The sequence below is a fragment of the Streptomyces sp. NPDC039424 genome, from assembly GCF_055639495.1.
In genome coordinates, this window is the sequence record NZ_JBVKAI010000013.1 from 232,383 (window position 1) to 255,095 (window position 22,713).

The 22,713-nt window shown below is 69.2% G+C and carries 21 protein-coding genes and 6 pseudogenes; 19 read left to right on the forward strand and 8 right to left on the reverse strand.

All coding sequences use genetic code 11. From position 1 onward, the window contains the following. The first annotated feature begins 61 nt into the window (after positions 1-61). On the forward strand, positions 62-886 hold the full coding sequence (locus ACZ7L0_RS29425; RefSeq protein WP_471245532.1) for an SDR family NAD(P)-dependent oxidoreductase: 825 nt from the start codon (positions 62-64) through the stop codon (positions 884-886). Positions 887-1,097: 211 nt separating this feature from the next. Continuing rightward, positions 1,098-1,547: an NAD(P)H-binding protein gene (locus ACZ7L0_RS29430; RefSeq protein ID WP_471245533.1), complete on the forward strand. Its 450-nt coding sequence runs from the start codon at positions 1,098-1,100 to the stop codon at positions 1,545-1,547. A 55-nt stretch (positions 1,548-1,602) separates the two neighbouring features. Here ACZ7L0_RS29430 and ACZ7L0_RS29435 read toward each other — a convergent pair whose 3' ends face one another. Beyond that, positions 1,603-2,319, reverse strand: coding sequence for a TetR/AcrR family transcriptional regulator (locus ACZ7L0_RS29435; RefSeq protein ID WP_471245534.1), 717 nt, complete (start codon positions 2,317-2,319; stop codon positions 1,603-1,605). A 115-nt stretch (positions 2,320-2,434) separates the two neighbouring features. Between ACZ7L0_RS29435 and ACZ7L0_RS29440 the strand changes: the two genes are divergently transcribed. After that, complete coding sequence (locus tag ACZ7L0_RS29440) at positions 2,435-3,142, forward strand: NAD(P)-dependent oxidoreductase (protein WP_471245535.1); 708 nt, start codon at positions 2,435-2,437, stop codon at positions 3,140-3,142. 78 nt (positions 3,143-3,220) lie between these two features. Here ACZ7L0_RS29440 and ACZ7L0_RS29445 read toward each other — a convergent pair. Further along, positions 3,221-4,462 (reverse strand): annotated as a pseudogene (locus ACZ7L0_RS29445) (IS110 family RNA-guided transposase). 831 nt (positions 4,463-5,293) lie between these two features. On the opposite strand from ACZ7L0_RS29445, the pseudogene ACZ7L0_RS29450 reads away from it, so the two are divergent. The 4 genes and pseudogenes from ACZ7L0_RS29450 (at position 5,294) to ACZ7L0_RS29465 (ending at position 7,404) form a co-directional block, all read left to right on the forward strand. Beyond that, positions 5,294-5,969 (forward strand): annotated as a pseudogene (locus ACZ7L0_RS29450) (GGDEF domain-containing protein). Continuing rightward, positions 5,966-6,389: pseudogene (locus tag ACZ7L0_RS29455) on the forward strand (ASCH domain-containing protein); the annotation flags it as partial. The pseudogenes ACZ7L0_RS29450 and ACZ7L0_RS29455, both read left to right, overlap by 4 nt. A 296-nt stretch (positions 6,390-6,685) precedes the next feature. Then, complete coding sequence (locus ACZ7L0_RS29460; RefSeq protein ID WP_471245536.1) at positions 6,686-6,889, forward strand: hypothetical protein; 204 nt, start codon at positions 6,686-6,688, stop codon at positions 6,887-6,889. A 314-nt stretch (positions 6,890-7,203) separates the two neighbouring features. Continuing rightward, positions 7,204-7,404, forward strand: coding sequence for a hypothetical protein (locus tag ACZ7L0_RS29465; RefSeq protein ID WP_471245537.1), 201 nt, complete (start codon positions 7,204-7,206; stop codon positions 7,402-7,404). A 571-nt stretch (positions 7,405-7,975) separates the two neighbouring features. Here the strand turns inward: ACZ7L0_RS29465 and ACZ7L0_RS29470 are convergent. Then, entirely contained in the window at positions 7,976-8,218 is a 243-nt protein-coding gene (locus ACZ7L0_RS29470) for an acyl carrier protein (RefSeq protein ID WP_471245538.1), read from the reverse strand. Positions 8,219-8,886: 668 nt separating this feature from the next. Here ACZ7L0_RS29470 and ACZ7L0_RS29475 point away from each other — a divergent pair. From ACZ7L0_RS29475 to ACZ7L0_RS29485, 3 genes and pseudogenes are all read left to right on the forward strand, one after another. Continuing rightward, positions 8,887-9,210, forward strand: a complete 324-nt coding sequence (locus ACZ7L0_RS29475) for a hypothetical protein (protein WP_471245539.1) — start codon at positions 8,887-8,889, stop codon at positions 9,208-9,210. Further along, positions 9,207-9,569, forward strand: a complete 363-nt coding sequence (locus tag ACZ7L0_RS29480) for a transposase (RefSeq protein WP_471245540.1) — start codon at positions 9,207-9,209, stop codon at positions 9,567-9,569. The genes ACZ7L0_RS29475 and ACZ7L0_RS29480 overlap by 4 nt, the downstream gene beginning before the upstream one ends. Before the next feature lie 37 nt (positions 9,570-9,606). Then, positions 9,607-9,830: pseudogene (locus ACZ7L0_RS29485) on the forward strand (transposase); the annotation flags it as partial. Here ACZ7L0_RS29485 and ACZ7L0_RS29490 read toward each other — a convergent pair. The 3 genes from ACZ7L0_RS29490 to ACZ7L0_RS29500 form a co-directional block, all read right to left on the reverse strand. Continuing rightward, positions 9,796-10,260: a transposase gene (locus tag ACZ7L0_RS29490; protein ID WP_471245541.1), complete on the reverse strand. Its 465-nt coding sequence runs from the start codon at positions 10,258-10,260 to the stop codon at positions 9,796-9,798. The pseudogene ACZ7L0_RS29485 and the gene ACZ7L0_RS29490 overlap by 35 nt on opposite strands. Before the next feature lie 235 nt (positions 10,261-10,495). Next, entirely contained in the window at positions 10,496-10,633 is a 138-nt protein-coding gene (locus tag ACZ7L0_RS29495) for a transposase (RefSeq protein WP_471245542.1), read from the reverse strand. Between the two features lie 263 nt (positions 10,634-10,896). Continuing rightward, complete coding sequence (locus tag ACZ7L0_RS29500) at positions 10,897-12,252, reverse strand: glutamine synthetase family protein (RefSeq protein WP_471245543.1); 1,356 nt, start codon at positions 12,250-12,252, stop codon at positions 10,897-10,899. Positions 12,253-12,520: 268 nt separating this feature from the next. Between ACZ7L0_RS29500 and ACZ7L0_RS29505 the strand changes: the two genes are divergently transcribed. The 8 genes from ACZ7L0_RS29505 to ACZ7L0_RS29540 all read left to right on the forward strand — a co-directional run bounded on the left by ACZ7L0_RS29505 (position 12,521) and on the right by ACZ7L0_RS29540 (position 21,170). Then, a complete protein-coding gene (locus tag ACZ7L0_RS29505) occupies positions 12,521-13,096 on the forward strand; it encodes a MarR family winged helix-turn-helix transcriptional regulator (RefSeq protein ID WP_471245544.1) in 576 nt (191 codons plus the stop codon). A 218-nt stretch (positions 13,097-13,314) separates the two neighbouring features. Continuing rightward, positions 13,315-14,781 (forward strand): aldehyde dehydrogenase, encoded by a 1,467-nt coding sequence (locus tag ACZ7L0_RS29510; protein ID WP_471245545.1) that lies wholly within the window; start codon positions 13,315-13,317, stop codon positions 14,779-14,781. After that, positions 14,774-15,709, forward strand: coding sequence for a 3,4-dihydroxyphenylacetate 2,3-dioxygenase (locus tag ACZ7L0_RS29515; protein WP_471245546.1), 936 nt, complete (start codon positions 14,774-14,776; stop codon positions 15,707-15,709). The genes ACZ7L0_RS29510 and ACZ7L0_RS29515 overlap by 8 nt, the downstream gene beginning before the upstream one ends. 10 nt (positions 15,710-15,719) lie before the next feature. After that, complete coding sequence (locus ACZ7L0_RS29520) at positions 15,720-16,565, forward strand: fumarylacetoacetate hydrolase family protein (protein ID WP_471245547.1); 846 nt, start codon at positions 15,720-15,722, stop codon at positions 16,563-16,565. Between the two features lie 43 nt (positions 16,566-16,608). Further along, positions 16,609-17,973 (forward strand): pyridoxal phosphate-dependent decarboxylase family protein, encoded by a 1,365-nt coding sequence (locus tag ACZ7L0_RS29525; protein ID WP_471245548.1) that lies wholly within the window; start codon positions 16,609-16,611, stop codon positions 17,971-17,973. Positions 17,974-18,148: 175 nt separating this feature from the next. Continuing rightward, positions 18,149-18,955 carry an acetoacetate decarboxylase family protein gene (locus tag ACZ7L0_RS29530; RefSeq protein ID WP_471245549.1) on the forward strand — a complete coding sequence of 269 codons (807 nt, stop codon included), beginning with the start codon at positions 18,149-18,151 and terminating at the stop codon, positions 18,953-18,955. A 20-nt stretch (positions 18,956-18,975) separates the two neighbouring features. Next, positions 18,976-20,466: an aldehyde dehydrogenase gene (locus ACZ7L0_RS29535; RefSeq protein WP_471245568.1), complete on the forward strand. Its 1,491-nt coding sequence runs from the start codon at positions 18,976-18,978 to the stop codon at positions 20,464-20,466. Continuing rightward, positions 20,463-21,170 (forward strand): gamma-glutamyl-gamma-aminobutyrate hydrolase family protein, encoded by a 708-nt coding sequence (locus tag ACZ7L0_RS29540; protein ID WP_471245550.1) that lies wholly within the window; start codon positions 20,463-20,465, stop codon positions 21,168-21,170. Before ACZ7L0_RS29535 ends, ACZ7L0_RS29540 begins: the two co-directional genes overlap by 4 nt. A gap of 313 nt (positions 21,171-21,483) precedes the next feature. Here the strand turns inward: ACZ7L0_RS29540 and ACZ7L0_RS29545 are convergent, their stop codons facing one another. Further along, complete coding sequence (locus ACZ7L0_RS29545) at positions 21,484-21,609, reverse strand: hypothetical protein (RefSeq protein ID WP_471245551.1); 126 nt, start codon at positions 21,607-21,609, stop codon at positions 21,484-21,486. Positions 21,610-21,988: 379 nt separating this feature from the next. Between ACZ7L0_RS29545 and ACZ7L0_RS29550 the strand changes: the two are divergent. Continuing rightward, a pseudogene (locus tag ACZ7L0_RS29550) lies at positions 21,989-22,099 on the forward strand (IS630 family transposase); the annotation flags it as partial. A 161-nt stretch (positions 22,100-22,260) separates the two neighbouring features. Here ACZ7L0_RS29550 and ACZ7L0_RS29555 read toward each other — a convergent pair. Continuing rightward, positions 22,261-22,467 (reverse strand): annotated as a pseudogene (locus ACZ7L0_RS29555) (transposase family protein); the annotation flags it as partial. Between the last annotated feature and the right edge of the window lie 246 nt (positions 22,468-22,713).

Sequence of the window (22,713 nt, forward strand, 5' to 3'; positions counted from 1 at the left end):
CGTCGTCGCACACGATGCAGTTATTTGCACTCAGTGCAAAAGAGTGCGTAGAGTGAATGCTATGAGCAAAATCGACTACCACCGCCAGACCGTCATCGTCACCGGCGCCAGCTCCGGCCTCGGCGCCGAATTCGCCCGCCAGTTGGCCCGCCGCGGCGCGAACCTCGTGCTGGTGGCCCGCCGGGCGGACCGGCTTGAGAGCCTGGCCGCCGAACTCACCCGCGCCCACGGCGTCACGGTGACCGCCGTCGCCCGCGACCTCGGCCTGCCCGATGCCGGCCGCACGCTGCGCGCCGAACTCGAGTCCCGCGGCATCTACGCCACCGGACTGGTCAACAACGCCGGCTTCGGCACCAACGACGCGTTCACCAACGAGGATCCCGACCGCCTGCAAAGCATGATCGCGCTGAACGTCAGCGCGCTGGTCGACCTCAGCCGCGCCTACATCGACCCGCTGACCTCCGCCGACAACGGCGTCCTGATCAACATCGCGAGCCTGCTGGGCTTCCAGCCGACCCCATACCTGAGCGTCTACGGCGCCACCAAGGCCTTCGTCCTCAGCTTCACCGAATCGCTGTGGGAGGAGACCCGCGGCACCGGCCTGCGCGTCCTGGCCGTGTGCCCCGGCGCCACCCGGACCGAGTTCTACGACGTCGCCGGCAGCCAGTCCGCCGACTACGGCACGAAACGGGCAACCCCCGAGCAGGTCGTGACGATCGCCCTCGACACGCTCGACCGCCGATCCGCGCCCCCGTCAGTGATCACCAACGGCCGGCCGCTCGCCCTCGCCAGCAAACTCCTGCCACGCCGCCCGATGGTCCGGCTCATGGGCTGGATGGCCCGCCGCCAGCGCACGCAGCTCGCCGTCGTCCGCACCAACAGCTAAGGAACACCATCATGACCGGCACCGACGTCACCACACGGCCCACCGACGCGGAGCGCTTCAATCACATCCTCCAAGCTCGGCGCGCCGCCTACCTCCGCGACGGAGCGCCCTCCTTGGCGGCGCGGCGCAGCTTCGAGTACCAGAACGCACGACCACCCCGTGCAGCGGCCAGGACCTGGCCGAGGCGAACACCTCCGGAAGGAAGCCACCGATGGCTGATCACGACCTCGTTCTCGTCACCGGCGCCGGCGGCATGGGCCGCCTCGTCACCGAGCGGCTGCGCGCGCAGAACGTGCCAGTCCGCGTCCTGATCCGCCGCGAGGACGACCGCGCGGCCGAGGTGCGGGCATTGGGCGCCGAGGTCGTCACCGGGGACCTGACTCGGCCCGAAACGGTGGCGGCCGCGCTCGACGGCGTCAGCCGGACGTACTTCGGGCTCAGTGTGTCCCCGGACCACCTGCTGGCGGCGACCGTCATGGCCACGGTCGCGAAGGCGCACGGCGAACTCGACGTGCTGGTGGACATGTCGCAGATGACGGTGTCGCAGATGACCGTCACCAGCACCGCGGAATCCCACCAGCAGCGGCTGCACTGGCCGGCACCTCAGGCGCGTAAGGGGTCAACTTGCGGGGCCAGCAAGGTTACAAATGCCGTGGGCTAATCGAACGGATGCATGCCCGACTCTGCATTCGGGGAGCCTGCGGTGTTTCAGATGTTCAGCGCTGGCGCGGGATGCCCAGCGTCTTTATGAGTTGGGCGAGCTCCTCCCGGAAGAGCTTCTCCGGGCTGGTGGTCTGGGTATGCATGTGGCCGTAGACCTCCAGTGACACGAGGCCGTGCAGGTGCCCCCAGATGCGCAGCGCGAGGGCGACGGCTGCAGGCGGCAAGTCGGGGAAGGCGGGGCGCACCTTGTCGAGGAGCCCGGGATCGAAGTCGGACCAGTCGAAGGCACTGTCCTGGTAGAGGTGCTGGGCGTGGGGCCATGCGGCTGCCGCGAGTGCGGTGAGTCCGGTGCAGACCCGGCGTGCGGCATCCGGGGCGGGGCCTTTCTCGGGGGCCTGGTAGCCGGGAACAGGATCGCCGTAGATGAGCCGGAATCCTTGGGGGTTCACCTGGGCCCAGGTCCGGAAGGCGTTGGCCCACGCCTCGATCCGGACGGCAGGATCCGTGGCGGGGGTGGCTTCCCAGGCAGTGTCCACGGCGTCGGCCAAAGCGGTGTACACGTCGTTGATGAGCGCGGTGACCAGGTCGTCCCGGGTTGCAAAGTAACCGTAGATGGCGTTGGCGGTCATGCCCATCTCGCGGGCGATGGCCCGCAGTGTGATGGCGTCCGGCCCACCCGTGGCCATCAAGGTCAGTGCCACGTTCTTGATTTCGGCCGTGGTCTCGGCCCGTAGCCGCTCGCGCCTTCCCCTGCTACCCGTGACTGTCACAACAGGCAGTCTACAGCGTCAACTTAGTGAGCCCCGTATCAAAAACTTCACGGCGTATAGTTTCTTCACGGCGTCACTTCTGTGGCGTCCACGTCTGCATGCACAGGGGAGAAACATGCACATCGGAGTCATCGGAGCCACGGGGACCATCGGCAGCCGGGTTGTCACTGAGGCCCTCGACCGCGGTCACCAAGTCAGGGCGTTCAGCCGTGACGCCACTCAGGCGCAGCGCGAGGAACGTCGGAACAACATCGCGTGGGCGAGTGTCGACGTCCTGGACCCGAAGAGCATCGTCGACGTCCTGCCCAACCTCGACGTCCTGATCAGCGGGTTCCAGCCGGGCAATGCAGCCAAGGACTTTGAGGACACCGTCCGGCGCTCGATCGCCGACCCCACCGTCTACGCGACGGCGGCGCGGGCCCTGCTGAAGGCTTTGGAAGGCCACCCGCGGACCCGGCTCATCGTGATCGGCGGCGCCGGCAGCCTTGAGATCGAACCGGGAGTGGCGCGCGCCGACTCCGACGAGCTGTTGCACACCGCCCTGAGCCAGATCGGTCTGCCCCGCGAGTACGCCGCAGCGGTACGCGGGCACCAGGATGCCCTCAACGTCCTGCGGACCTCGAACCGGCTGTGGACCTACTTCAGCCCCGCTGAAGAGATTGCCCCCGGCGAGCGCACCGGTCGGTTCAGGATCGGTGGTGACCAGCCGGTACTGGACGCGCAGGGCCGCAGCCGCATCTCGGTGGAGGACGCGGCCATCGCCTTGATCGATGAGGCGGAATTGCCTCGCTTCATCCAGCGCCGTTTCACTATCGGCTACTGACGGCCGCAGCCGACATGCTCGTGGGGGGAGCTTGCTCCCCCCACTGGGTGCCGAGAGGTCAAGGCACCTCTGATCGCATCAAGCCGCATCGGCGAGCCGAGTAGGGAACGCGGTGTGTTCATCGAACAGCTTGCGGTGCTGGAGGCAGTGATAGAGCTGGCCGATCATGCGATTGAAGAGGTTCCTCTGGGCGGCAGCGTGCCAGTCTCCGTGGTCGTCGCGGCGTCGCCGGTAGTGCGCTTTGGCGCCGGGTGATCGGGTGATGGCCGCAAATGCCCAGAGATAGCCGGCATGGTTGAGGCGGTCGTTCTTCACCCACCGGCGTGTGATGCTCGACTTCTTGCCGGAGGCTCTGGTGAGGGGCGAGGAACCGGCGTACGCCTTCAGCCCGCGAGCGTCTGCGAACCGGTGGCGGTCGTCGCCGATCTCGGCCAGGACCCGGGCTCCGAGCTGGACGCCGAGTCCGGGAAAGCTGAGGATGATCTCAGCGTCAGGGTGCTGGGGGAAAGAGAGTTCAACCGCCTGGGCGAGGTCGTCGGCGGCGTTGCAGGTGGCCTCCAGCTGAACCAACAGGGACAGCATCTGCTTGCCGAGGGCTTCCTCGACAAGCGGTGGTTGATGGGCCCAGGCGTCCCGGAACACCTTCTGGATGCGGTCCGCCTCGGTGGCAGCTGCGTTCACGGCCCGCCCGCTTCAGAGCGGCCTGCAATTGGGTTCGCGTGAGCTGGGCTGCCCGGATCGGTGTCGGAGCCGCTTTCAGGATTTCTTGAGCCTCACGACGGCACAGGCCGTTGCGCCAGGGCTCGAAAGCCGCGAGCGCGGCCGGGTAGTACTCGCGCAGCAGCGAGCGAAGCTGGTTGGCAACCTGCTGCCGATTCCAGGTTGCGTCCTGCTGCGCACGTGCGAGTACGGCAATGGCCCGGCCGAGATCACTATCGTCTGGGAGGGGCCGATGAGCATGCATGTCGGTTCGCAGGATGTTGCCAGGACGAGGGCGTCACCCGGATCGGACTTCTTGCGCGAGACGCTGTGACGGTCACGGTAGCGGGCCGCGGCCATCGGATTGATAGCGAAGACCTTGCGCCTGCCGGTTCGTAGCACGGAGACGAGCAGGCCGCGGGAAGTTTCGACGGCGACCGGGCTCGGATCCGCCTGAGTGTCTCCATGGTCGGCGAGCAGGTCCAACAAAGCTCGGTAGCCGGCCGCGTCATCTGTGATGTGCTTCTTGGCGAGTAACTGCCCGCTGCCGTCGACGAGGGCAACGTCATGGGTCTTTTCCGCCCAGTCGATGCCGCAGCAGATCACGATGCTCCTCCCCATAGTGCGTTGGTGCTGGTTACGAGCTCATGCGGGCCACGCAGCGACCTAATCCAAGGACTCAGCCGTCGGCTGGTCCGCCACCTCAGTAGCTGTTCGTGGCACCAGCTCGCCTCACGGGCCTCGGTCTGCTCGGGAGCTCCGGTGGCTCGGGAGTTACAAGAGGTCACCGTGCGGCGGGCTCGCACCGCTTAACACCAACGAGTGATCAAGTCGACGGTGTTGACATTCGAGGGCGTCAGGACGTCGCGCGCTCTGCAAAAAGACCTCAATGGGCCCTGTATGCCCAAGGCGTTCGCCTGGCGCCCACCAATGTCAACGGTGGTGGCGGCGAGGACACCGGGCGGCGCCGGTCTCATAGAAGTCGTCTGCCGCCTCGTCGACGTAAGGCGTCCTCCCGGTGCCCACGCCACCACCACCGCTTCTGTCGTGATGGCCGGGGAGACGCCGACCACCGCCGATCTCCACGGAGGTCTCTGCGACCAAGAAGACGCGAGGCGTCAGGCTGCGCCTCGCCTGACCATCACGGCACATCGAACGGGCACCGGTTGTCTCAACCCGGTGAGCCGCTCCTATTAGGGGATTAGGTCGACGTCCCCATACGGAGCACCGAGACGCCCGGCCCGGACGGCTGGTCGGCCTGTGGGTACCGGCCTGGCTGGGAGCTCGACTGGCCCGCCGCGAAGGTCGGCCCCTGGAGGAGCCCGTACAGCTGGCTCAACTCCAAGCCCTTCGAGATGTGGCTCCGCCCCGGGACAGCCGCTCTGCTTGACCGGCTTCGACGGCTGTCCCGGGCCCATTCGACCCGTACGAGACGAAAGGGAGTTCCTCAGTATGGACTCCGTTCTGCGCGTGCCGGGCCGGATCGGCTCGCGCACCCTCCTGATCACCACCGCTGCCCTGCCGCTGACCGGCTGGACCGTACACGCCCTGGCGCTGCACCGCGAGCTCGCCGCGACCCGGAAGGACCCGCTGACCGGCCTGATGCGCCGCGGCGCCTACACCGCCCGCGCCCGCGGGCTCCTGGCCCGCCACGGCGACGACACGACCGTGGTCATGGTCGGCGCCGACAGGTTCAAGGAGATCAACGACGGCCTCGGGCACGCGGCGGGCGACACCGTCCTCGCGTCGATCGCGGCCCGGCTCACGGCCTGGGCAGGCCCGCGCGCAGCGGTCGGCCGCCTCGGGGGCGATGAGTTCGCCGTGGTCCTGGACCTGCCTGCCGACCGCCGGGAGCAGCGCCTGGAGCAGCTGGTCCGGATGCTGCACACGCCGGTCACCCTGGACGACGTCCGCACCGTCGACGTCGCCGCCTCGGTAGGCGCCGCGACCCCGGACGTGATCGGCGCACGCGACCTGAAGCCTGCAGAGGGCGGCCGACGCTGCTCTGTACGACGGGAAGCGCACCGGCCGCGAGGTCCTGGCGACCGCCGCGCAGGCCGCCACACCGTCGGTCAACGGGCGCCGCGCGGGCAGGCCGGGCACGGCCGTGTGGGGGCTAGCGGCATGAGCACCGCAACCCTTCCGCCGGCGGACGACTGGATCCGCGAAATCAGCGTCAAGCAACCGCACGCCGCCTGCCTCCTCGCCGGGGCCAAGACGATCGAGAACAGGCCCCGGGCGTGGTCGTGGCGCGGCTGGCTGCTGCTGCACGCGAGCCAGCAGGCCGACCATCCCGCACTGCGCGTGCCGCTGATCGCCCGCACGATCCGCGGCCGCGAGCTGACGACCGGCGCCGTGATCAGCGTCGCCCGGCTAACCGACTGCCACCAGGACCCGGGCTGCTCCCCGCCCTGCACCGCCCGGGGCGTGGCATCTGGAGGTCAGCGACGTCCAGGCCCTCACCCTGCCGATCCCGGCGCGCGGGCAGCTCGGACCCTGGCGGCCCACCGAGCACCTGGTCGACCAGGTCCTCCAGCAGCTGCCGCACTGCGGCCGTGACCACCCGGCGCCGCCATCTGCGCGCGGTGCCCACCCTGGCGGAGCAGCCCGCGGCGCCGGTCCAGCTCCTGAACTGGCCACTACTCGCACTTCGGCTGGCCCGCCCCGTGCGTGCTATGCGGCACCACCACCCCGCTGAGGTCTCACGCCAAGGAGCCCGTCCACAAAGTCTGCGCGGAGCTCTGGAACGCAGCGCACCCCGGCGAGACCCGGTTCGTCTCTGACCCGCCCAAGGGCGGCGGGACGACCGATCACGCCTGACCTCTCGCTCCACCTGGAGGTCCCATGAGCAGCACCCAGCCCGACGTCGACCGCACCCGCGCCTACCCGGAGCCGCCGGCCTCGCCGCTCTGGCACCGCTGCGGCCCGAAGGCCCGGCCACTCACCCCCGAGCAGCAGCGCCGCAACCGCGAGCTCCCCAACCTCGCGCAGCGCTCCCCCCGATCCCGCTCCCCTCGCTTCGCCAAGACCCTGGCGGAGGCCCGCTGATGAACCCCCAGACGCACCTGGCCATAGACGGCTACGTCGACGCGATCCCGGCCCCCGGCACCGGCTGGGCCCCCGCCCGCTTCGACCTGATCCACTCCCCCGCCGACGCGGATCGGATCGCCACCCGACGCCCCGGACACCTTGTATGCCTGCACCACCGGAGACCCCCCGCATCGCCGACGTCCTCCTGCGCGAGATCCAGCCCAGCGACCTCGTGCGCGTCACCGGCACCCTCGTCCAGCCCGACGACCCCCAGGCCCCGGCCCACCTTCACCGCCGACGGCCTGGAGGTCCTCAAGGCCGCCCCGGCCTCCGTGCTCTACGACCTCGTACTGGAGGGGTTCGGGATGTACGTCGTCGTCTTCGACGCCGACCGCGACGAGGTCCCGGTGTTCACCACGTCCGGCCGCTGGGTCGGCGAGGCCGCCAACCCCGACGCGATCAGCAACCTCATCGACGCCTACGAGAAAGGCGACCCCGTCCTGCTCGTCGCACGGGTGGCTGAACGCTGGTAGGCGGCGCCCTGACGCGTTGATCCAATGCAGGTCCGGCGCCTCGTTCGGGTGGATGCTTGCGCCTACTCCCCTTCAGCCGTAGAGCTGCTTGTCGAAGGCCCGGTGGACGCCCGCCACGACTGCCGCGCTTCCGTCCTGTTGCGGTCCTGATCGGCCCGCTCAGGGATCGTGTGGGCGATGCCGCGCCGCCTGAGCCAGCTGTGGATGGCCCGGGAGCTGTGGCCTTGTCGCCCAGGACGTGGGCGGGCCGCTCGCGGGGTCGTCCCGGGCCGACGCGGGACACCCGGATCGCCTCCATCACGGCGGTGAACTGGGTGCGGTCGTTGGTGTTACCGCCCGTGAGGGTGAAGGCGAGCGGGCGGCCGACGCCATCGCGGGCGAGGGGGATTTTGCTGGTCAGGCTGGCATGGGAGCGCCCGAGCCCGGGCTGCGGATCCCCCCGAGCCGACGACCGGGGCGTGACGCTGCAGCACCTGCTGCCCGAGTCCTGCACCCGCCTGCTCGCGTGGCTCCGACGCACAGGCCTGCGGGCGTGTGCGGCCCGTGATCTTGCCGTGTCAGTCCGCGGTCCTCAGCTGACAGCCGGGCCGGCTTCCTCGGTACCGGACAGTTCGGCCAGGAACTGATGACACCGGGCCGCGCGTTCCGAGTCCTGGTCCATGACGGTGCGGAAGAACTCGGCGATTTCCTTCTTTCCGGCGTTCTCCGCGTCGCGCACATACTGACCGTAATCGTGCCCAGCCTTCAAAGAGTGGTACTGCACGGATATGAGGTCGTACACGACATCGCTGAATCCCGTTTCACCTGTCGCCATGAGTCCTCCTTGTGCGAAAAGTGGAACAACGTCCGGGTATCACCACCTCGACGACTGAAACGGACTGCCGCCACTTCCACCAGTCGCGCCGCCGAAGCCCCGGGACAGGTTCCTCGCCAGTGTCCGACGGCGCGGGCGCCCCGTCCGTTGCGCCTGCGCCGGGCACCATGCGGATGGGGCGGCGGCTGACGCACCCGTGTTCCCAAGCCCGCGACACCGGCCGCGAGACGACGACGGCAGCCGGTCGGCGAAAGGCATGAGGAGATCGTCGCCGCAGTCACCGGATCACTGCAAGCACCCAAGACGCTGCTGTTGGGCCGTCCAGGGGCGAAATCCGTGGACGCAATGACGTCTCCGCAGGGTGGGGCGGAAGGAAAGGCTGAACGTGACCCTGGTGCGTCCCGAGCTGGTCGTGGGGTCGGCGTTGACGTCGCCCGCGACTGTGTCGGGCGCCGGTGGCATCCCTCACGATGCCACCGCCCGCACGCCGGCCTCTCCCCGAGCGAGGCGCCGCGATGTGACAGCTGACGCGCACCTCATGCTTGTGGCGCCTCGGCGCCCGACGTGCGGTGGGGCACCGTGGTGACCAGGCGGCCCTGTGATCGTGTCCGGTTCGTACCGCGTGTGGCCCGGCAGCCGTCCACGTCGCACAGCTGTGGGACAAGGGCATGTCGAAGGCGGCGATCGGCCGGAGACTCGGCCTGCACCAGGCCAACATCCGCAAGCTGGTCAACTCCCGCTCCGCCGATGACATCGTCGCCAAGAGCCTGCAATGGGCGCACATCGTCGACCCGTACGTCGGCTATCTGCACCGGCGCTGGAACGAAGGAGCCAGAAACGCTGCCCAGCTCTACCGGGAGATCCAGGAACTCAGCTGCTCTGGCGGCGATGGCCGTCCAGCGTCACCTGCGGCGATACCGCCGGACGCGGACACGCACCTGCCCCTGGCCCCAAGCCTCCGTCGGTCCGCGAGGTCACCTCCTCGATCATGACTCACCCCGAGCACCTGCGAGACGAAGACACAGACAAGCTGCACCGCCTGCGCGAGCGCGATCCCGAGCTGTACCGGCTCACCGGACACGTCCGGAAGTTCGCCGCCATGATGACCGGCCGCCACGGCGACCGACTCGAGGACTGGATCGCTGACGCCGAGCAGGACACCCTGGCGCCACTGGTGTCCTTCGCCCGCAACCTCCGACGCGATCTCGACGCCGTCCGCAACGGTCTGACCCTGCCCCACAGTTCCGGCGCCGTCGAAGGCAACATCAACCGGCTGAAGATGCTGAAGCACCAGATGTTCGGCCGGGCCGCCCCCCATCTCCTCCGCAAACGCGTCCTGCTCGCACGATGAGCCCAGCCCCCCGGATCACAAGATCGTCGACAGAACCAAGATCAGGGACGGCCAGGTCGCGAACCGTCCGATGTACGTGGTGATGGCCGTGACCGTGGACGGCACCCGCGACATCCTCGGCATCTGGGCCGGCGACGGCTGCGAGGGCGCGAAGTACTGCGGCACGTGTTCACCGAGCTGAAGAACCGCGGCCTGGACGACGTCCTGATGCTGGTCTGCGACGGACTCAAGGGCCTTCCCGAGGCCGTGGAGACCGTCTGGCAGAGGGGACGGCTGCCTGGTAGGACTCGGCGGTCTTGTCGTAGCGGGTAGCGACGCCGCGCCACTGCTTCAGGCCGTTGAAGCACCGTTCCACCACGTTGCGACGCTTGTAGAGCTGCTTGTCGAAGGCCGCGGGCGCCCGCCTCGGCTGCCGCGTCGGAGACGGTTGCGGACCTGGTCGGCCCGCTCGGGGATGGTGCGGCTGATGCCGTGCCGTTGCAGCCAGGTGCGGATGGCCCGGGAGCTGTAGCCCTTGTCGCCCCGGCACGTGTGCGGGCCGGGTGTGGGGCCGTCCGGGTCCGATGCGGGGCACTCGTATCGCTTCCATCGCGGCGGTGAACTGGGTGCAGTCGTTGGTGTTGCCGCCCGTGAGCGTGAAGGCGAGCGGGCGGCCGACACTGTCGCAGGCCATGTGGATTTTGCTGGTCATGCCGCTTCGGGAGCGTCCGAGGCCGGGGCTGCGGGCCCCGTTTTCGGGCTCGGGCGGCGTGCTGGTGGGCTCGGACGAGGGTGGAGTCGACCGACACCAGCCAGTTGATGTCCCCGGCCGCGTCGGCGTGCGCCTGGGCGGCCCGGAGCATGCGCTCGAAGGTGCAGTCCAGAGCCCATCGGCGAAAGCGGGTGCGCAGCGTGGCCCACGGGCCGTACGGCTCCGGCACGTCCCGTCAGGCCGTCCCGGTGCGGAACCTCCACACCATCCTGTTGATCACCTTGCGGTCGTCCAGCCGCTTCCGGCCCCGCAGGGACACCGGCAGCAGCGGTCCGACGAACTCGGCATCGGACAGTTCATGGCGACGTATCACCCGATCACGATCCACCACTCAAGATCTTTTGAAGACACGGCCCAGCAGTAAGCACCCCACCCCATCCGAGGCATGTTGGGCACGTGCGGCGGGGTTCGGCGAAGGGCCCGGCCCGCGCAGTGCGGCGGGGCAGGAGAAGGCCGCGAAAGGCATGCGGAGGCTGCGCTGCGGCGAAGGGCGGTCTGCGGAACCGCAGGTGAAGGAGGGCAGGGCGACGAGCGGGGTCGCGGAACCGTAGTGGTCGAGCCAGGCATGTGGGGCTGTCAGTCGATCTGGGCATACTCGCGGAACTCCCAATCCGTGACGTACTTGTGGAAGCGGGCGAGTTCGTCGCGCTTGAAGGTGAGGAAGGCGTCGACGAAGGACTTGCCGAGGATATCGATGAGCTGGTCGTCGGCCTGCAGGGCGTCGAGGGCCTGGCCGAGGTCGGTGGGCAGCTCGGCCGCGGCGCCGATGTCTGCGGCGTGGCCGGTCACCGGAGCGGGGGGCTCGGTGGCAGTGGTGATGCCGAGGTGGATGGCGGCCAGAAGCCCGGCGATGGCGAGGTAGGGGTTGGCGGTGGCGTCACCAAGGCGGACCTCCAAACGGGAGGCGGCACCGCGCTCCGGCGGAATGCGCACCATCGTGTTGCGGTTGTCCAGGCCCCAGTTGATCAGCCAGGGGGCAGTGGTGTTGGGGCCGAACCGCTTGTAGGAGTTGACGGTGGGGTTGAGCAGTGCCGACAGGGCGGGCGCGTGAGAGAGGACGCCGGCCAGGGCGTGACGGGCCGTGGCTGAGAGGCGGTGGACCTCGTGGGGGGCGTCGAAGACATTGGCCCTGTCCGCGTCGACGAGGGAGACGTGCAGGTGGAATCCGGAACCACCGCCGTCGTTGAACGGCTTGGCCATGAACGTCGCCAGCCGGCCCTCGGCGCGGGCGAGTTCCTTAACCGCGGCCTTGAACCGGAAGGCACGGTCCGCGGCGTCCAAGGCCTCCGAGTGGTTCAGGTTGATCTCGAACTGCCCGCCGTCGAACTCGCGGTTGCCGCCGCTGACGTCCAGGCCGAGAGCGTGCAGGGCACGCGCTGTGCGCAGGAGGTGTCCGTCCGGGTCGGCCCGGCGGCCGGTGGTGTAGACGTTGCCCGGGGCGGGGGCGTAGCGACGCCATCCGGTGGACGCGTCGGCGTCCGGCTCGAGCAGGACGTATTCCAGTTCAGGGCCCACGAGTGCGGTCAGGCCCGCGTCGTTCAGGCGGGTGAGGACCTGGCGCAGCAGGTCCCTGGGCGATTCGGGCACGCTCTGGCCGGTGGCCGGGTCGAGGACGTCGCCGATGCACCAGGCCGCATTCGGCTCCCACGGCAGCGGGACGACGGTGTCCAGGTCCGGGCGCACGAGGATGTCCGGCATGCCGGCCTCGAGGCCGCCGGCGATGTTGGAGTGATCTCCCAGGGCGCCGGTGTGGTAGACGGCGCGGCTGAAGGCGAGTCCGTGTCCGGCAGCGTGCGGCAGATGGTGCAGCAGGATGTCCCGGCTGCGGTCGGATCCCATCAGGTCGGGGTAGGCGACGCGGAGGACATCGATCCCCTTGGCGTCCAGCGTCTCCATCGTCTCTCGGATCTGATGGTCTGTGTGGGCGCTCAAGGGGTGCTCCAGCGGTGCGGCGATGAGTTGGATTCTGTCCGATTTGGCCGCGCAGTTTATGGCGGCTTGGTGTCCGGCCGGTGACGTCAGGGGCGATCATTTGATGCCAAACGATAAGAGTCCGATGCGCCGCCCACAAGGGGGTCACGCAGATCTGCCCACTTCCATCCATGCCGGAAGGCCACGACGGTCGAGTGACTGCGGGATACATTTGGCCGCAAACGAACATGTCGGCGGCCCCGCGTCGCCCCGACGCGAAGGAGGAGCCGTGCCCGGGCCTCGTCGATCCATCACCGAGACCGAGCAGGCCATACAGCAGCGGCTGGGCGGCCTGACACTGCAGCGTGAGGCCATGGCCGCTGTGGGCAACATCCACCGGGCCGCCGCAGCCGTCCGTAACCATCTGGAGAATTCGGTACTGCGTCCGCATGAGCTGACGTGGACCAGCTTCGTAGTGCTGTGGGTGCTGTGGATCTGGGGCGAGGCGGAGACCCGGTCGGTGGCCGAGGAGGCGGGCATCGCCAAGGGGACACTGACCGGCATCGCGCGCACTCTCGAGCCGCGCGGCCTCGTGGCCCGCTCCCCCCACCCAGAGGACCGTCGCCGGGTCCTGCTCTCCCTGACCCCCGAAGGAGAGAAGCTCATGGAGGAGCTGTTCCCGGTTTTCAACGCGGAGGAGGCGTTCGTCTCCGCCCCTCTCAGCTCCGAGCAGTGCCTCCAGCTCGCCGACAGTCTGCGCGCCATCGTCAGTCGGCTCGAGGAGCACGGCGAGCGGCGCCGGCGAGAGCTGCTGGCCGGTGAGGACCTGGCCCCGCGGCGCTCGGGTCGCCGCCCGCGCTCCTAGCCGCGCCGCCGGGGTCCGGCCGCCCCGCGGCGCGCCCGGTTCCGGGCGTCGCGTTCATCGTCAGAGGTGGCGTGTGCGCGCTCCCGGTTACCGGAGGCCGCTGCCGTGATGGGCGCATCCCCACCCAAACGTTTGGGCCCAAATATATCGCCCGGCACCTCTTGACGCCCATAGCGCCTGCCTGTTTATTTGGAGCCAAACGAACTGGAGGTTGGGACATGACCCGCGATCCCGAAGCTGTCGTCGCCGGAGTATCCGTCGACACCCGGCACTGGATCGGCGGCGAGCGCGTCGCCTCCACCGAGACGTTCACCGACATCTCGCCGATCGACGGCAGCGTTCTGGGTGAGATCCCCCGGGGCACCGCGAAGGAGGCTGCAGACGCGGTGGCCGCCGCGAAGGCCGCGTTCCCTGACTGGGCCGCCACCTCCCGCGCCGAGCGCGCCCGGATCCTGCACGCGATCGCCGATGGCGTGGAGAAGCGGCTGGAGGACCTGGCGAACGTCGAAACGTGCGACAACGGCGCCCTGCTCCGCTCCCACCGCCGCGGCGTCATGCCCCGCGTCGCGCACAACTTCCGCTTCTTCGCCGACTGGCTGCTAAAGCTGGATCATGAGGACTTCGAGACCCGGGGCCACACCAACCACGTCAGCTGGGATCCGGCCGGCCCCTGTGTGCTGATCACCCCGTGGAACGCCCCGCTGATGCTGGCCACCTGGAAGGTTGCCCCGGCCCTCGCCGCGGGCAACACGGTGGTCGTCAAGCCGGCCGAGTGGTCCCCTTTGACCGCCTCGCTGCTGGCGGACATCGCCTCCGAAGCCGGTCTCCCCGCCGGGGTGCTGAATGTCGTGCATGGTTACGGCTCCGAGATCGGTGACGCGCTGACCTCGCACCCCGACGTACGGCGCATCAGCTTCACCGGCTCCGTGCCCACGGCCAAGCGGATCGCGGCCTCGGCCGCAGCCAACCTGACTCCGCTCAGCCTCGAACTCGGCGGCAAGTCACCGCTGCTGGTGTTCGCCGACGCCGACCTGGACCTCGCCGTCGACCTGGCAGTGGAGCAGTACGACAACGCCGGGCAGGTGTGCCTGGCGGCCACCCGGCTGCTGGTCGAGGAGTCGATCGCCGAGGAGTTCACGCGCCGCTTCGTCGAGAAGGCGAGCGCACTGAAGCAGGGTGACCCGCGTGACGAGGCCACCGACATCGGCCCCAACATCCACCCCCGCCAGCTGGAGAAGATCGACGGCTTCGTGCAGCGGGCGCTCGCGGCCGGGGCCCGCGCGGTCATCGGCGGCCACCGCAAGGACGGCCAGTATTACGCGCCGACCCTGCTCACGGATGTCGCCCAGGACTCGGAGATCGTGCAGGAGGAAGTCTTCGGTCCGGTGCTGACCCTGCAGACCTTCACCGCGGAGGAGGAAGCCGTCCGCCTCGCCAACGGCACCCGCTTCGGGCTGGCCGCCACCGTCGCCACCGGTGCCCCGGAGCGCGCCGAACGCGTCAGCGCCCGACTGGTCGCGGGCACGGTGTGGATCAACTGCTTCTTCGTCCGCGACCTTCAGGCCCCGTTCGGTGGTTCCCGGCAGTCCGGGGTCGGCCGGGAGGGCGGCACCTGGAGCTTCGACTTCTACTGCGACGTGAAGAACACCGTCACCGCCCCGAACGGATGGAAGAATCATGGGTGAGATCGTCGGGGCGGGCCTGCTCGCCCACGTCCCCACCATCGTGCTCCCCAAGGCCGACCGGCTGGAGCTGAACGAGGGCAAAGAGATCACCCTCGTCACCGGCCTGGAAGAACTCCGCCGGGACGTCTTCGAACGCGACGACTACGACACCGTCGTCGTCCTCGACTCCCACTGGGCGACCACGGTCGAGTTCGTCGTGACCGCGCAGGACCGGCGGGCGGGCCTCTTCACCTCCGAGGAACTGCCGCGCGGCATGTGCCGAATGCCGTACGACTTCCCCGGCGATCCCGAACTCGCCCACAACATCGCGTCGTTCGCCGACAGGCACGGCACCTTCATTACCCCGATCGACGACGCGTACCTGCCCATCTACTACGCCACCATCAACCTGTGGAAGTTCCTCGGCGAGGGACTGCCCAACAAGCGGTGGGTGACCATCGGCGTCTGCCAGACCGGCGACATGGAGGACCACATCCGCCTCGGCCGCGCACTCGCGGACGGTATCGCCGCCACCCCCGGCCGCCGGGTCATCGTGATCGCCTCCGGCGCCCTGTCGCACACCTTCTGGCCGCTGCGCGAGATCCGTGACCACGAGGACAGCGACCCGGCCCACGTTTTCACCCCCCAGGCACGTGCAGCCGACGAGGAGCGGATCGCCTGGTTCAAGGAGGGCCGGCACGACAAGGTCCTCGACACCATGGACGAGTTCTGGAAGTTCAAGCCGGAGGCGAAGTTCTTCCACTACCTGATGATGGCGGGTGCCCTCGGCGAGCACGCGTGCACGGCCAGGGCCCGCCAGTACGGCGAGTACGAGAACTCCGTCGGCACCGGCCAGGTCCACCTCTGGTTCGACCGCCCGGCCGACGGCTGGACCGGCGCCGGCCTGTCCGCCTCCCCGTCCCCCCACTCTCCGCACAGCCGTTTCTAGGAGCCCCACCATGCCCGAGTACCGCCGCATCCTCCTCGACGGCTCCGCCATCCAGGTCACCGTCGACGGCGACGAACTCGTCGCCGGCGACGGCCGCCGCGTCAAGATCGACGAGGCGCACCATCTTCCACCGGTCGTCCCGTCCAAGGTCATCGCCGTCCACCTCAACCACCGCAGCCGGGTCGACGAGTTCCAGATCGGCCTGCCCGACACCCCCACCTACTTCCACAAGCCGGTCTCGTCCCTCAACTCCCACCAGGGCGCGATCGTCCGCCCTGCGGGCTGCAAGTGGCTCAACTACGAGGGCGAGGTCGCCATCGTCATCGGCAGGACGGCACGCAACATCTCCCCGGCCGAGGCAGGCGACTACCTCGCCGGCTACACCATTGCCAACGACTACGGACTGCACGACTTCCGCGACACCGACGCCGGCTCCATGCTCCGCGTCAAAGGCTCCGACACCCTCTGCCCACTCGGCCCCGGCCTGGTCACCGACTGGGACTTCCACGGCAAGGCGCTGCGCACCTACGTCAACGGGGAGGTCGTGCAGGACGGCTCGACCGACGAGATGACGTGGGACATGCACTACCTCGTCGCCGACATCGCACGTACCATCACCCTTCACCCCGGCGACGTCCTGCTCTCCGGCACCCCGGCCAACTCACGCCCCGTCCAGCCCTGCGACATCGTCGAGGTCGAGGTCGAGGGCCTCGGCCGCCTCACCAACCACATCGTCACCGGCCCGACGGCCATCCGTACCGACGTCGGTGCCCAGCCCACCGAGTCCGAGGAAGTCCTGTCGACCGCTCTCGGCGGCGACTGGGAGTTCCGTGGCATCCGCCCGCCCAAGCGCTGAGCCCGAGCCACGCCGACACGCGAGATCACCGAGGAGTGACGAGATGGATCTGAAAAAGTGGCTGACGGCGGCGGTCGCGTCGAACGCCGAGTGGGCCGAGACCTTCGGCCCGTTCGACCCGCACCCGGCGCTGGCCGTCGAGGACGGCCGGTTCGCCGCCGCGTTTGAGGTCTTCACCGAGCGGCTGAAGGACAACTATCCCTTCGGCCACCCCCGCTACGCGGGCCAGATGCTCAAGCCGCCGCACCCGGCAGCCGTGGTTGGCTACCTGACCGCCATGCTGATCAACCCCAACAACCACGCCCTGGACGGCGGGCCGGCCACCGCCGCGATGGAGCGTGAGGTGATCCAGCAACTGGCCACGATGTTCGGCTACGAAACCCACCTGGGGCACCTGACCACCAGCGGCACCATCGCCAACCTCGAAGCCCTCTTCGTGGCCCGCGAACTGCACCCCGGCAAGGGGGTCGCCTACAGCACCGAGGCCCACTACACCCACGGCCGGATGTGCGGCGTTCTCGGGATGGAGGGCTTCCCCGTCCCCACCGACGACCTCGGCCGCATGGACCTGGACGCGCTGGAGGAGCTGCTGCGCGGCGGGCAGGTCGGCACGGTCGTCCTCACCACCGGTACTACCGGGCTCGGCGCGATCGAGCCGGTCCACGAGGCGCTGAAGCTGCGTGAGCGGTACGGGGTGCGGATCCACGTGGACGCTGCCTACGGCGGATTCTTCACCCTCCTGGCAGGTGCGGACGGTCCCGAGGGACTGCTGGCTGCGCCCTGGCGGGCCGTCGCCCAGGCCGATTCGATCGTGGTGGACCCGCACAAGCACGGTCTGCAGCCCTACGGGTGCGGCGCCGTCCTCTTCCGCGATCCCTCCGTCGGCCGGTTCTACCTGCACGACTCGCCGTACACGTACTTCACCTCCGACGAACTGCATCTGGGTGAGATCAGCCTGGAGTGCTCCCGGGCGGGTGCGGCGGCTGCCGCGCTGTGGCTCACCTTCCAGTTGCTGCCGCCCACTCGCGAGGGGCTGGGCCAGGTGCTGGCGGCCGGCCGGCGCGCAGCGCTGCGCTGGGCGGAACTGATCGAGGGCTCCGAGCACCTGGAGCTCTACCAGCCCCCGCACCTCGACATCGTCAGCTACTTCCCGGTAACCGCCGGCCGCACCCTCTCTGAGATCGACGCGGCCAGCAACCGGATCCTGCAGGAGGGCATGACCGACAGCCAAGACCCGGTCTTCCTCAGCACCCTCCGCGTCGGCGCCGAGCGCTTCACCGCCCGCCACCCGAAGGTCACCGCGGACGCCGACGGCGCGCGGATCCTGCGCAGCGTGCTGATGAAACCTGAATCCGAGACCTATGCCGAGCACCTGCACCAGCGACTGGAGCAGCTCGCCCGCTCATGACCACCCCCGGCGCCACCGGCTCACCGCGGCCCAGGCAGTGGTGAGCCGTAAGCCGGGCGTCCGATCCGAACCTCACGCGACGGCGTATCCCCTCTTCCTTTTCCCCTTCTTCCGCCCGCCGCGTCTGCCGCAGGTGGCGTGCCCCGCCCTGCTGATCTCTCTGGAGCGTGACGACATGGCCAATGTCCGTGGCTACTTCCATCCCAAGACGGCAACGGGCGCCTCGTCGCTGATCCCTTCCCCTCCGTGGCGCTACTCCGGCGACCTGCTGACCGTCGAGTACCGCACCGACCCGGCCCGGGTGCGGGAACTGCTGCCCGAGCCGCTGGAGCTCGCCGAGGAGGACTCCGGCGCGGTGGCGCTGATCTGGGCCGACTGGCAGTCCTGCTCCGCCTCCGGTGACGAGCTGCTGGACCCGGTGCTCTCCCAGTACAAGGAGGCTTTCGCCGTCGTCCGCTGCCAGTACAAGGGCCGGACCTACACCCGCTGCGTCTATATCTGGGTCGACAAGGACTTCGCCATCGCCCGCGGACTGCACCAGGGCTACCCGAAGAAGCTCGGCTCCATCCACCAGACCCGCCCGCACCCCTACGGCCCGGCACCTCGGATCGAGGCCGGGGCCCGGTTCGGCGCCACTCTCGCCGCCGCCGACCGGCGGCTCGCGCAGGCCGTGGTGACCCTGCGCGAGCCGGCGGAGACGAACGGGTTCGTCAACGCCCATCCGATGGCCCACCACCGCTGGCTGCCGTCCATTGAGAAGGGCAAGGGGCTCGCGCTGGACGAGCTGATCGAGACCGGCGCCGCCTCCTTCGAAGGCGGCCAGCCCTGGGTCGGCGACGCCGAGCTGGAGCTGTTCGAAGCGCCCACCGAGGAGCTAGCCCGCATGGAGATCCGCGAGCCGATCGCCGCGTACTACCGCCAGGTCGGTGTCGTCTGGGACGGCGGCCGACTGCTGGAGTCCGGCACATCCGGCGCCGAGTGACGGGGCAGCCCGAGACACCCATGCGCAACGTCACCCATGAAGAACTGCTGACGCAGGCCAAGGAACTTCGCCTGCCCACCCAGCACCACATCGACGGCCGGACCGAAAGCGGCAGTGGCGCCACGTTCGCTGTCGTCGCACCCCGGGACGGCCACATCCTCACCCACGTGGCCGACGCGGGCGAGGCCGAAGTCGATCTCGCGGTCGCGGCCGCACGCCGCGCCTTCGACTCCGGCCCCTGGCCACTCCTGGCCCCCGCCGAGCGCGGCCGGTTCCTCCTGCGGATCGCCGAATTCCTCGAAGAACGACGGGGGGAACTGGCGCTCATGGTCAGCCTGGAGATGGGCAAGCCCATCACCGACGCGTACGACATCGAACTGCGCGCCGTCATCAACACGTTCCGCTGGTACGGGCAACTCGCTGACAAGCTCACCGACGAGTCCCCGCACGCCTCCCCCGACGCCCTCGCCCTCGTCACCCGGGAGCCGGCCGGCGTGGTCGGCGCGGTCGTACCGTGGAACTTCCCCCTCACCCTGGCCGGCTGGAAGGTCGCCCCAGCCCTCGCCGTGGGCTGCACCGTCGTACTCAAGCCGTCGGAGAACTCGCCGCTGTCTGCCCTGCTCCTTGGGCGAATCGCCACCGAGGCCGGACTGCCCCCGGGCGTCCTCAACGTCGTCACCGGAGACGGACCCACCGCCGGACGGGCCCTCGGTATCCACCCCGACGTCGACGTGCTGGCCTTCACCGGTTCCACCGCCGTCGGCCGCCACTTCCTGCGCTACGCGGCCGACTCCAACCTCAAGCGCGTGTGGCTGGAACTGGGCGGCAAGTCGCCCAACATCGTCCTCCCCGACGCCCCCGACCTGGAGAAGGCCGCTGCCACCGCGGCCTGGGGCATCTTCTTCAACCAGGGCGAGATGTGCACTGCGCCTTCCCGGCTCCTCGTGCACTCCTCGATTGCCGAGCAGGTCACCGAGGCCGTCGTCCGGCGGGCGCGGGAACTCCGGGTCGGTGACCCGCTCGACCCGGCGACAGAGATGGGCGCCCTGGTCTCCGAAGCACACCTGGACAGCGTCCTCGACCACATCGCAACCGGCCAGGCGGAGGGCGCCCGACTGCGCACCGGCAGCGAGCGCACCCTGACCGCCACCGGCGGCAGCTTCCTCCAGCCCACCGTCTTCGACCGCGTGGACCCCGGCATGCGGCTGGCCCGCGAGGAGATCTTCGGCCCCGTCCTGTCCGTGCTTGCCTTCGACGACCTCGACGAAGCGGTACGGCTGGCCAACGCCACCGAGTACGGCCTCGCCGCCGGCCTGTGGACCACCGACCTGTCCACCGCCCACCAGGTCTCCCGCAAGCTGAAGGCCGGCACAGTCTGGGTCAACTGCTACGAGGAGGGCGATCTCACCGTCCCCTTCGGCGGCATGAAGCAGTCCGGCAACGGCCGCGACAAGTCCGCCCACGCCCTGGAGAAGTACACCGAACTCAAAACCACGTGGATCCAGCTGTGACCCGCCCGCTGATAGCCATCCCGGCCCGCTTCTCCGCCACCACCTCCGCACTGCGCTACGCCGCCGAGGTCAACGCCCGCGCCCTGATCAAAGCAGTCTGGCGGGCCGGCGGCGAACCGGTGAGCATCCACCCGACCGACCCAGCCGAGGCCGACATCGCCCTCCGGTTCGCCCGCTTCGACGGCGTCCTGCTCCCCGGCGGCGGAGACCTCGCCCCGCACCGCTACAGCGCCACCGACACCCACGACACCGTCTACGACGTCGACGCCCTCCAGGACGCCTTCGACCTAGAAGTCGCCCGGGTGGCCCTAAAGTCGGGATTCCCGATGCTGGCGATCTGCCGCGGGCTCCAGGCCGTCAACGTCGCCCTTGGCGGCACCCTCCACCAGGACATGGGCGGCCCCGGCCACGAGCACCGCCATCTGTTGCACCCGGTGGCGATCCGCCCAGGAACGCGGACGGCGCAAGCGCTGGGCGCCGACAAGGTCGAAGCATCCTGCTACCACCACCAACGGGTTGACCGCCTTGGCAACGGCCTGGCCGTGGCCGCCATCGCCGAGGACGGCACCGTCGAAGCCCTCGAACTGCCCTCCTCACGAGGCTGGTTCACGGCCGTGCAGTGGCACCCGGAGGACACCGCGTCCTCAGACCCTTCCCAGCAGAACCTGTTCGACACCCTGGTACGTCATGCCGGCTCAGGCTGAGCAGCCCGGGCCGGCGCTCCTGCAGCCTGCCGCCAGGCGGAGATGGCTCAGGCGTCGCGCCGAACTTCGCCACCGAGGCGCAGGCACCACCATCCCTTCGGGACACACCGCCGCCGCGGTGGCATTCACCGCGGCGGTGGCACCCACGTGGTCGGCCGCCAGCGCAGTGTGTGCAGTTCCGGTCGGCATGGTGGCGGTCGAGCGGGTGCAAAGCGCGCCCACTGTCCAAGCGACGTAGCCACCGGCGCCGCCATCGGCCTGGCCAGCGCCTGATTCACCCGCCGCACCGTGCGCCTGATCCTGCGTCTGGCTCTCAACCCGAGTTGAGCGGTCGCATTTCCACGATCGGCAGACCCCGCATCCGGAAACGAGCCAGCAGGCCGAACAGATGCGCCTCGTCGAGGACGTCGCCGTAGAACACCGTCTGGTTCCCGATCACCACAGCCTCCACTCGGGGAACGCTTCTTTGGCGGCCTCCGGGACGGAGCTGGCGACACGGAACTCGAATCCGTGCGCCGCGCTTCCACCAGGCATGGCCTCATGCTGAACCGAGCCGGGCCCGACAGACATCCCCCACAACAAATGGGTCCGCCGTCCCTGAGGCTTCGCAACTCCTTATGTTATTCCGCTGGGCTGCCACGCTCCGAACGCTTCCGCGGTGCCGCCTGCGGCCTGCTGGGACTAGGGGCTGCCGACGAAGCTGTAGGGCGGCGGCGGGCCGATGACACACAGGTCGAGATACGGGTGCCGTTACTCACCTTTGTGGTGTGATGTCGTTGAGGGCTGACGATGTGTGATCGTCACGGTATGCCTGTTGTGTGCGATATCCGCAGGGTGGTGGGCTGACGCCTGAACGGCAGGCGTTTCGCGAGCGGATCCGGCTGGAGGCCGCGCAGCGGTTCGCTGCGGGTGCCTCCAACGCCGAGATCAGGATCTGCAGCAGCCGGGCGCCGCCACGGCCGGCGAGCAGTACTCCGGCCATCTCCACCAGGTGCTGCAGCAGCGGGCTGCGTCGCTGATAGCGCACCGTCAACCCCTCGACCTGCTCGGCAAACGTCCGTCGGCCACAGGCCGGGCTGTCACAGAACAGCCGCCGCACCGACAGCCCGATCAGCACCGGGCGCCCTCCGACAGTGACATCGGCCAGCGCCCGGCCATAGCGACTGTGCACCCGCACAGAACCGCGACCACAGTCCGGACACGTCACTGTCGACTCGCGGGTGCAGGCCGTGATGCGGACCACGCGGCCCGCCACCCACACCCGTTCCACCCGCACCGCACCAAGGTGCGGAGACATGATTCGTACGAGGTCATCACACTCGCTGACAGTGTCGCTACGCGTGACGGGGCGTCACCGGCGCACGGTGGCACACCCAGCTTCACGGAAACCTTGCCAGGGCCACTCACACGAGTACGGGGACACCAGCCACGGCAAGAACATCTCACCTGCGGTCCCGCCTCACGGAGGCGTCAGGGAATCCCCGGCCGTGCGTCGCTGTCCGGGCCACAGGTCGTCATACGCGGCGTCCATGAACTGCACCTG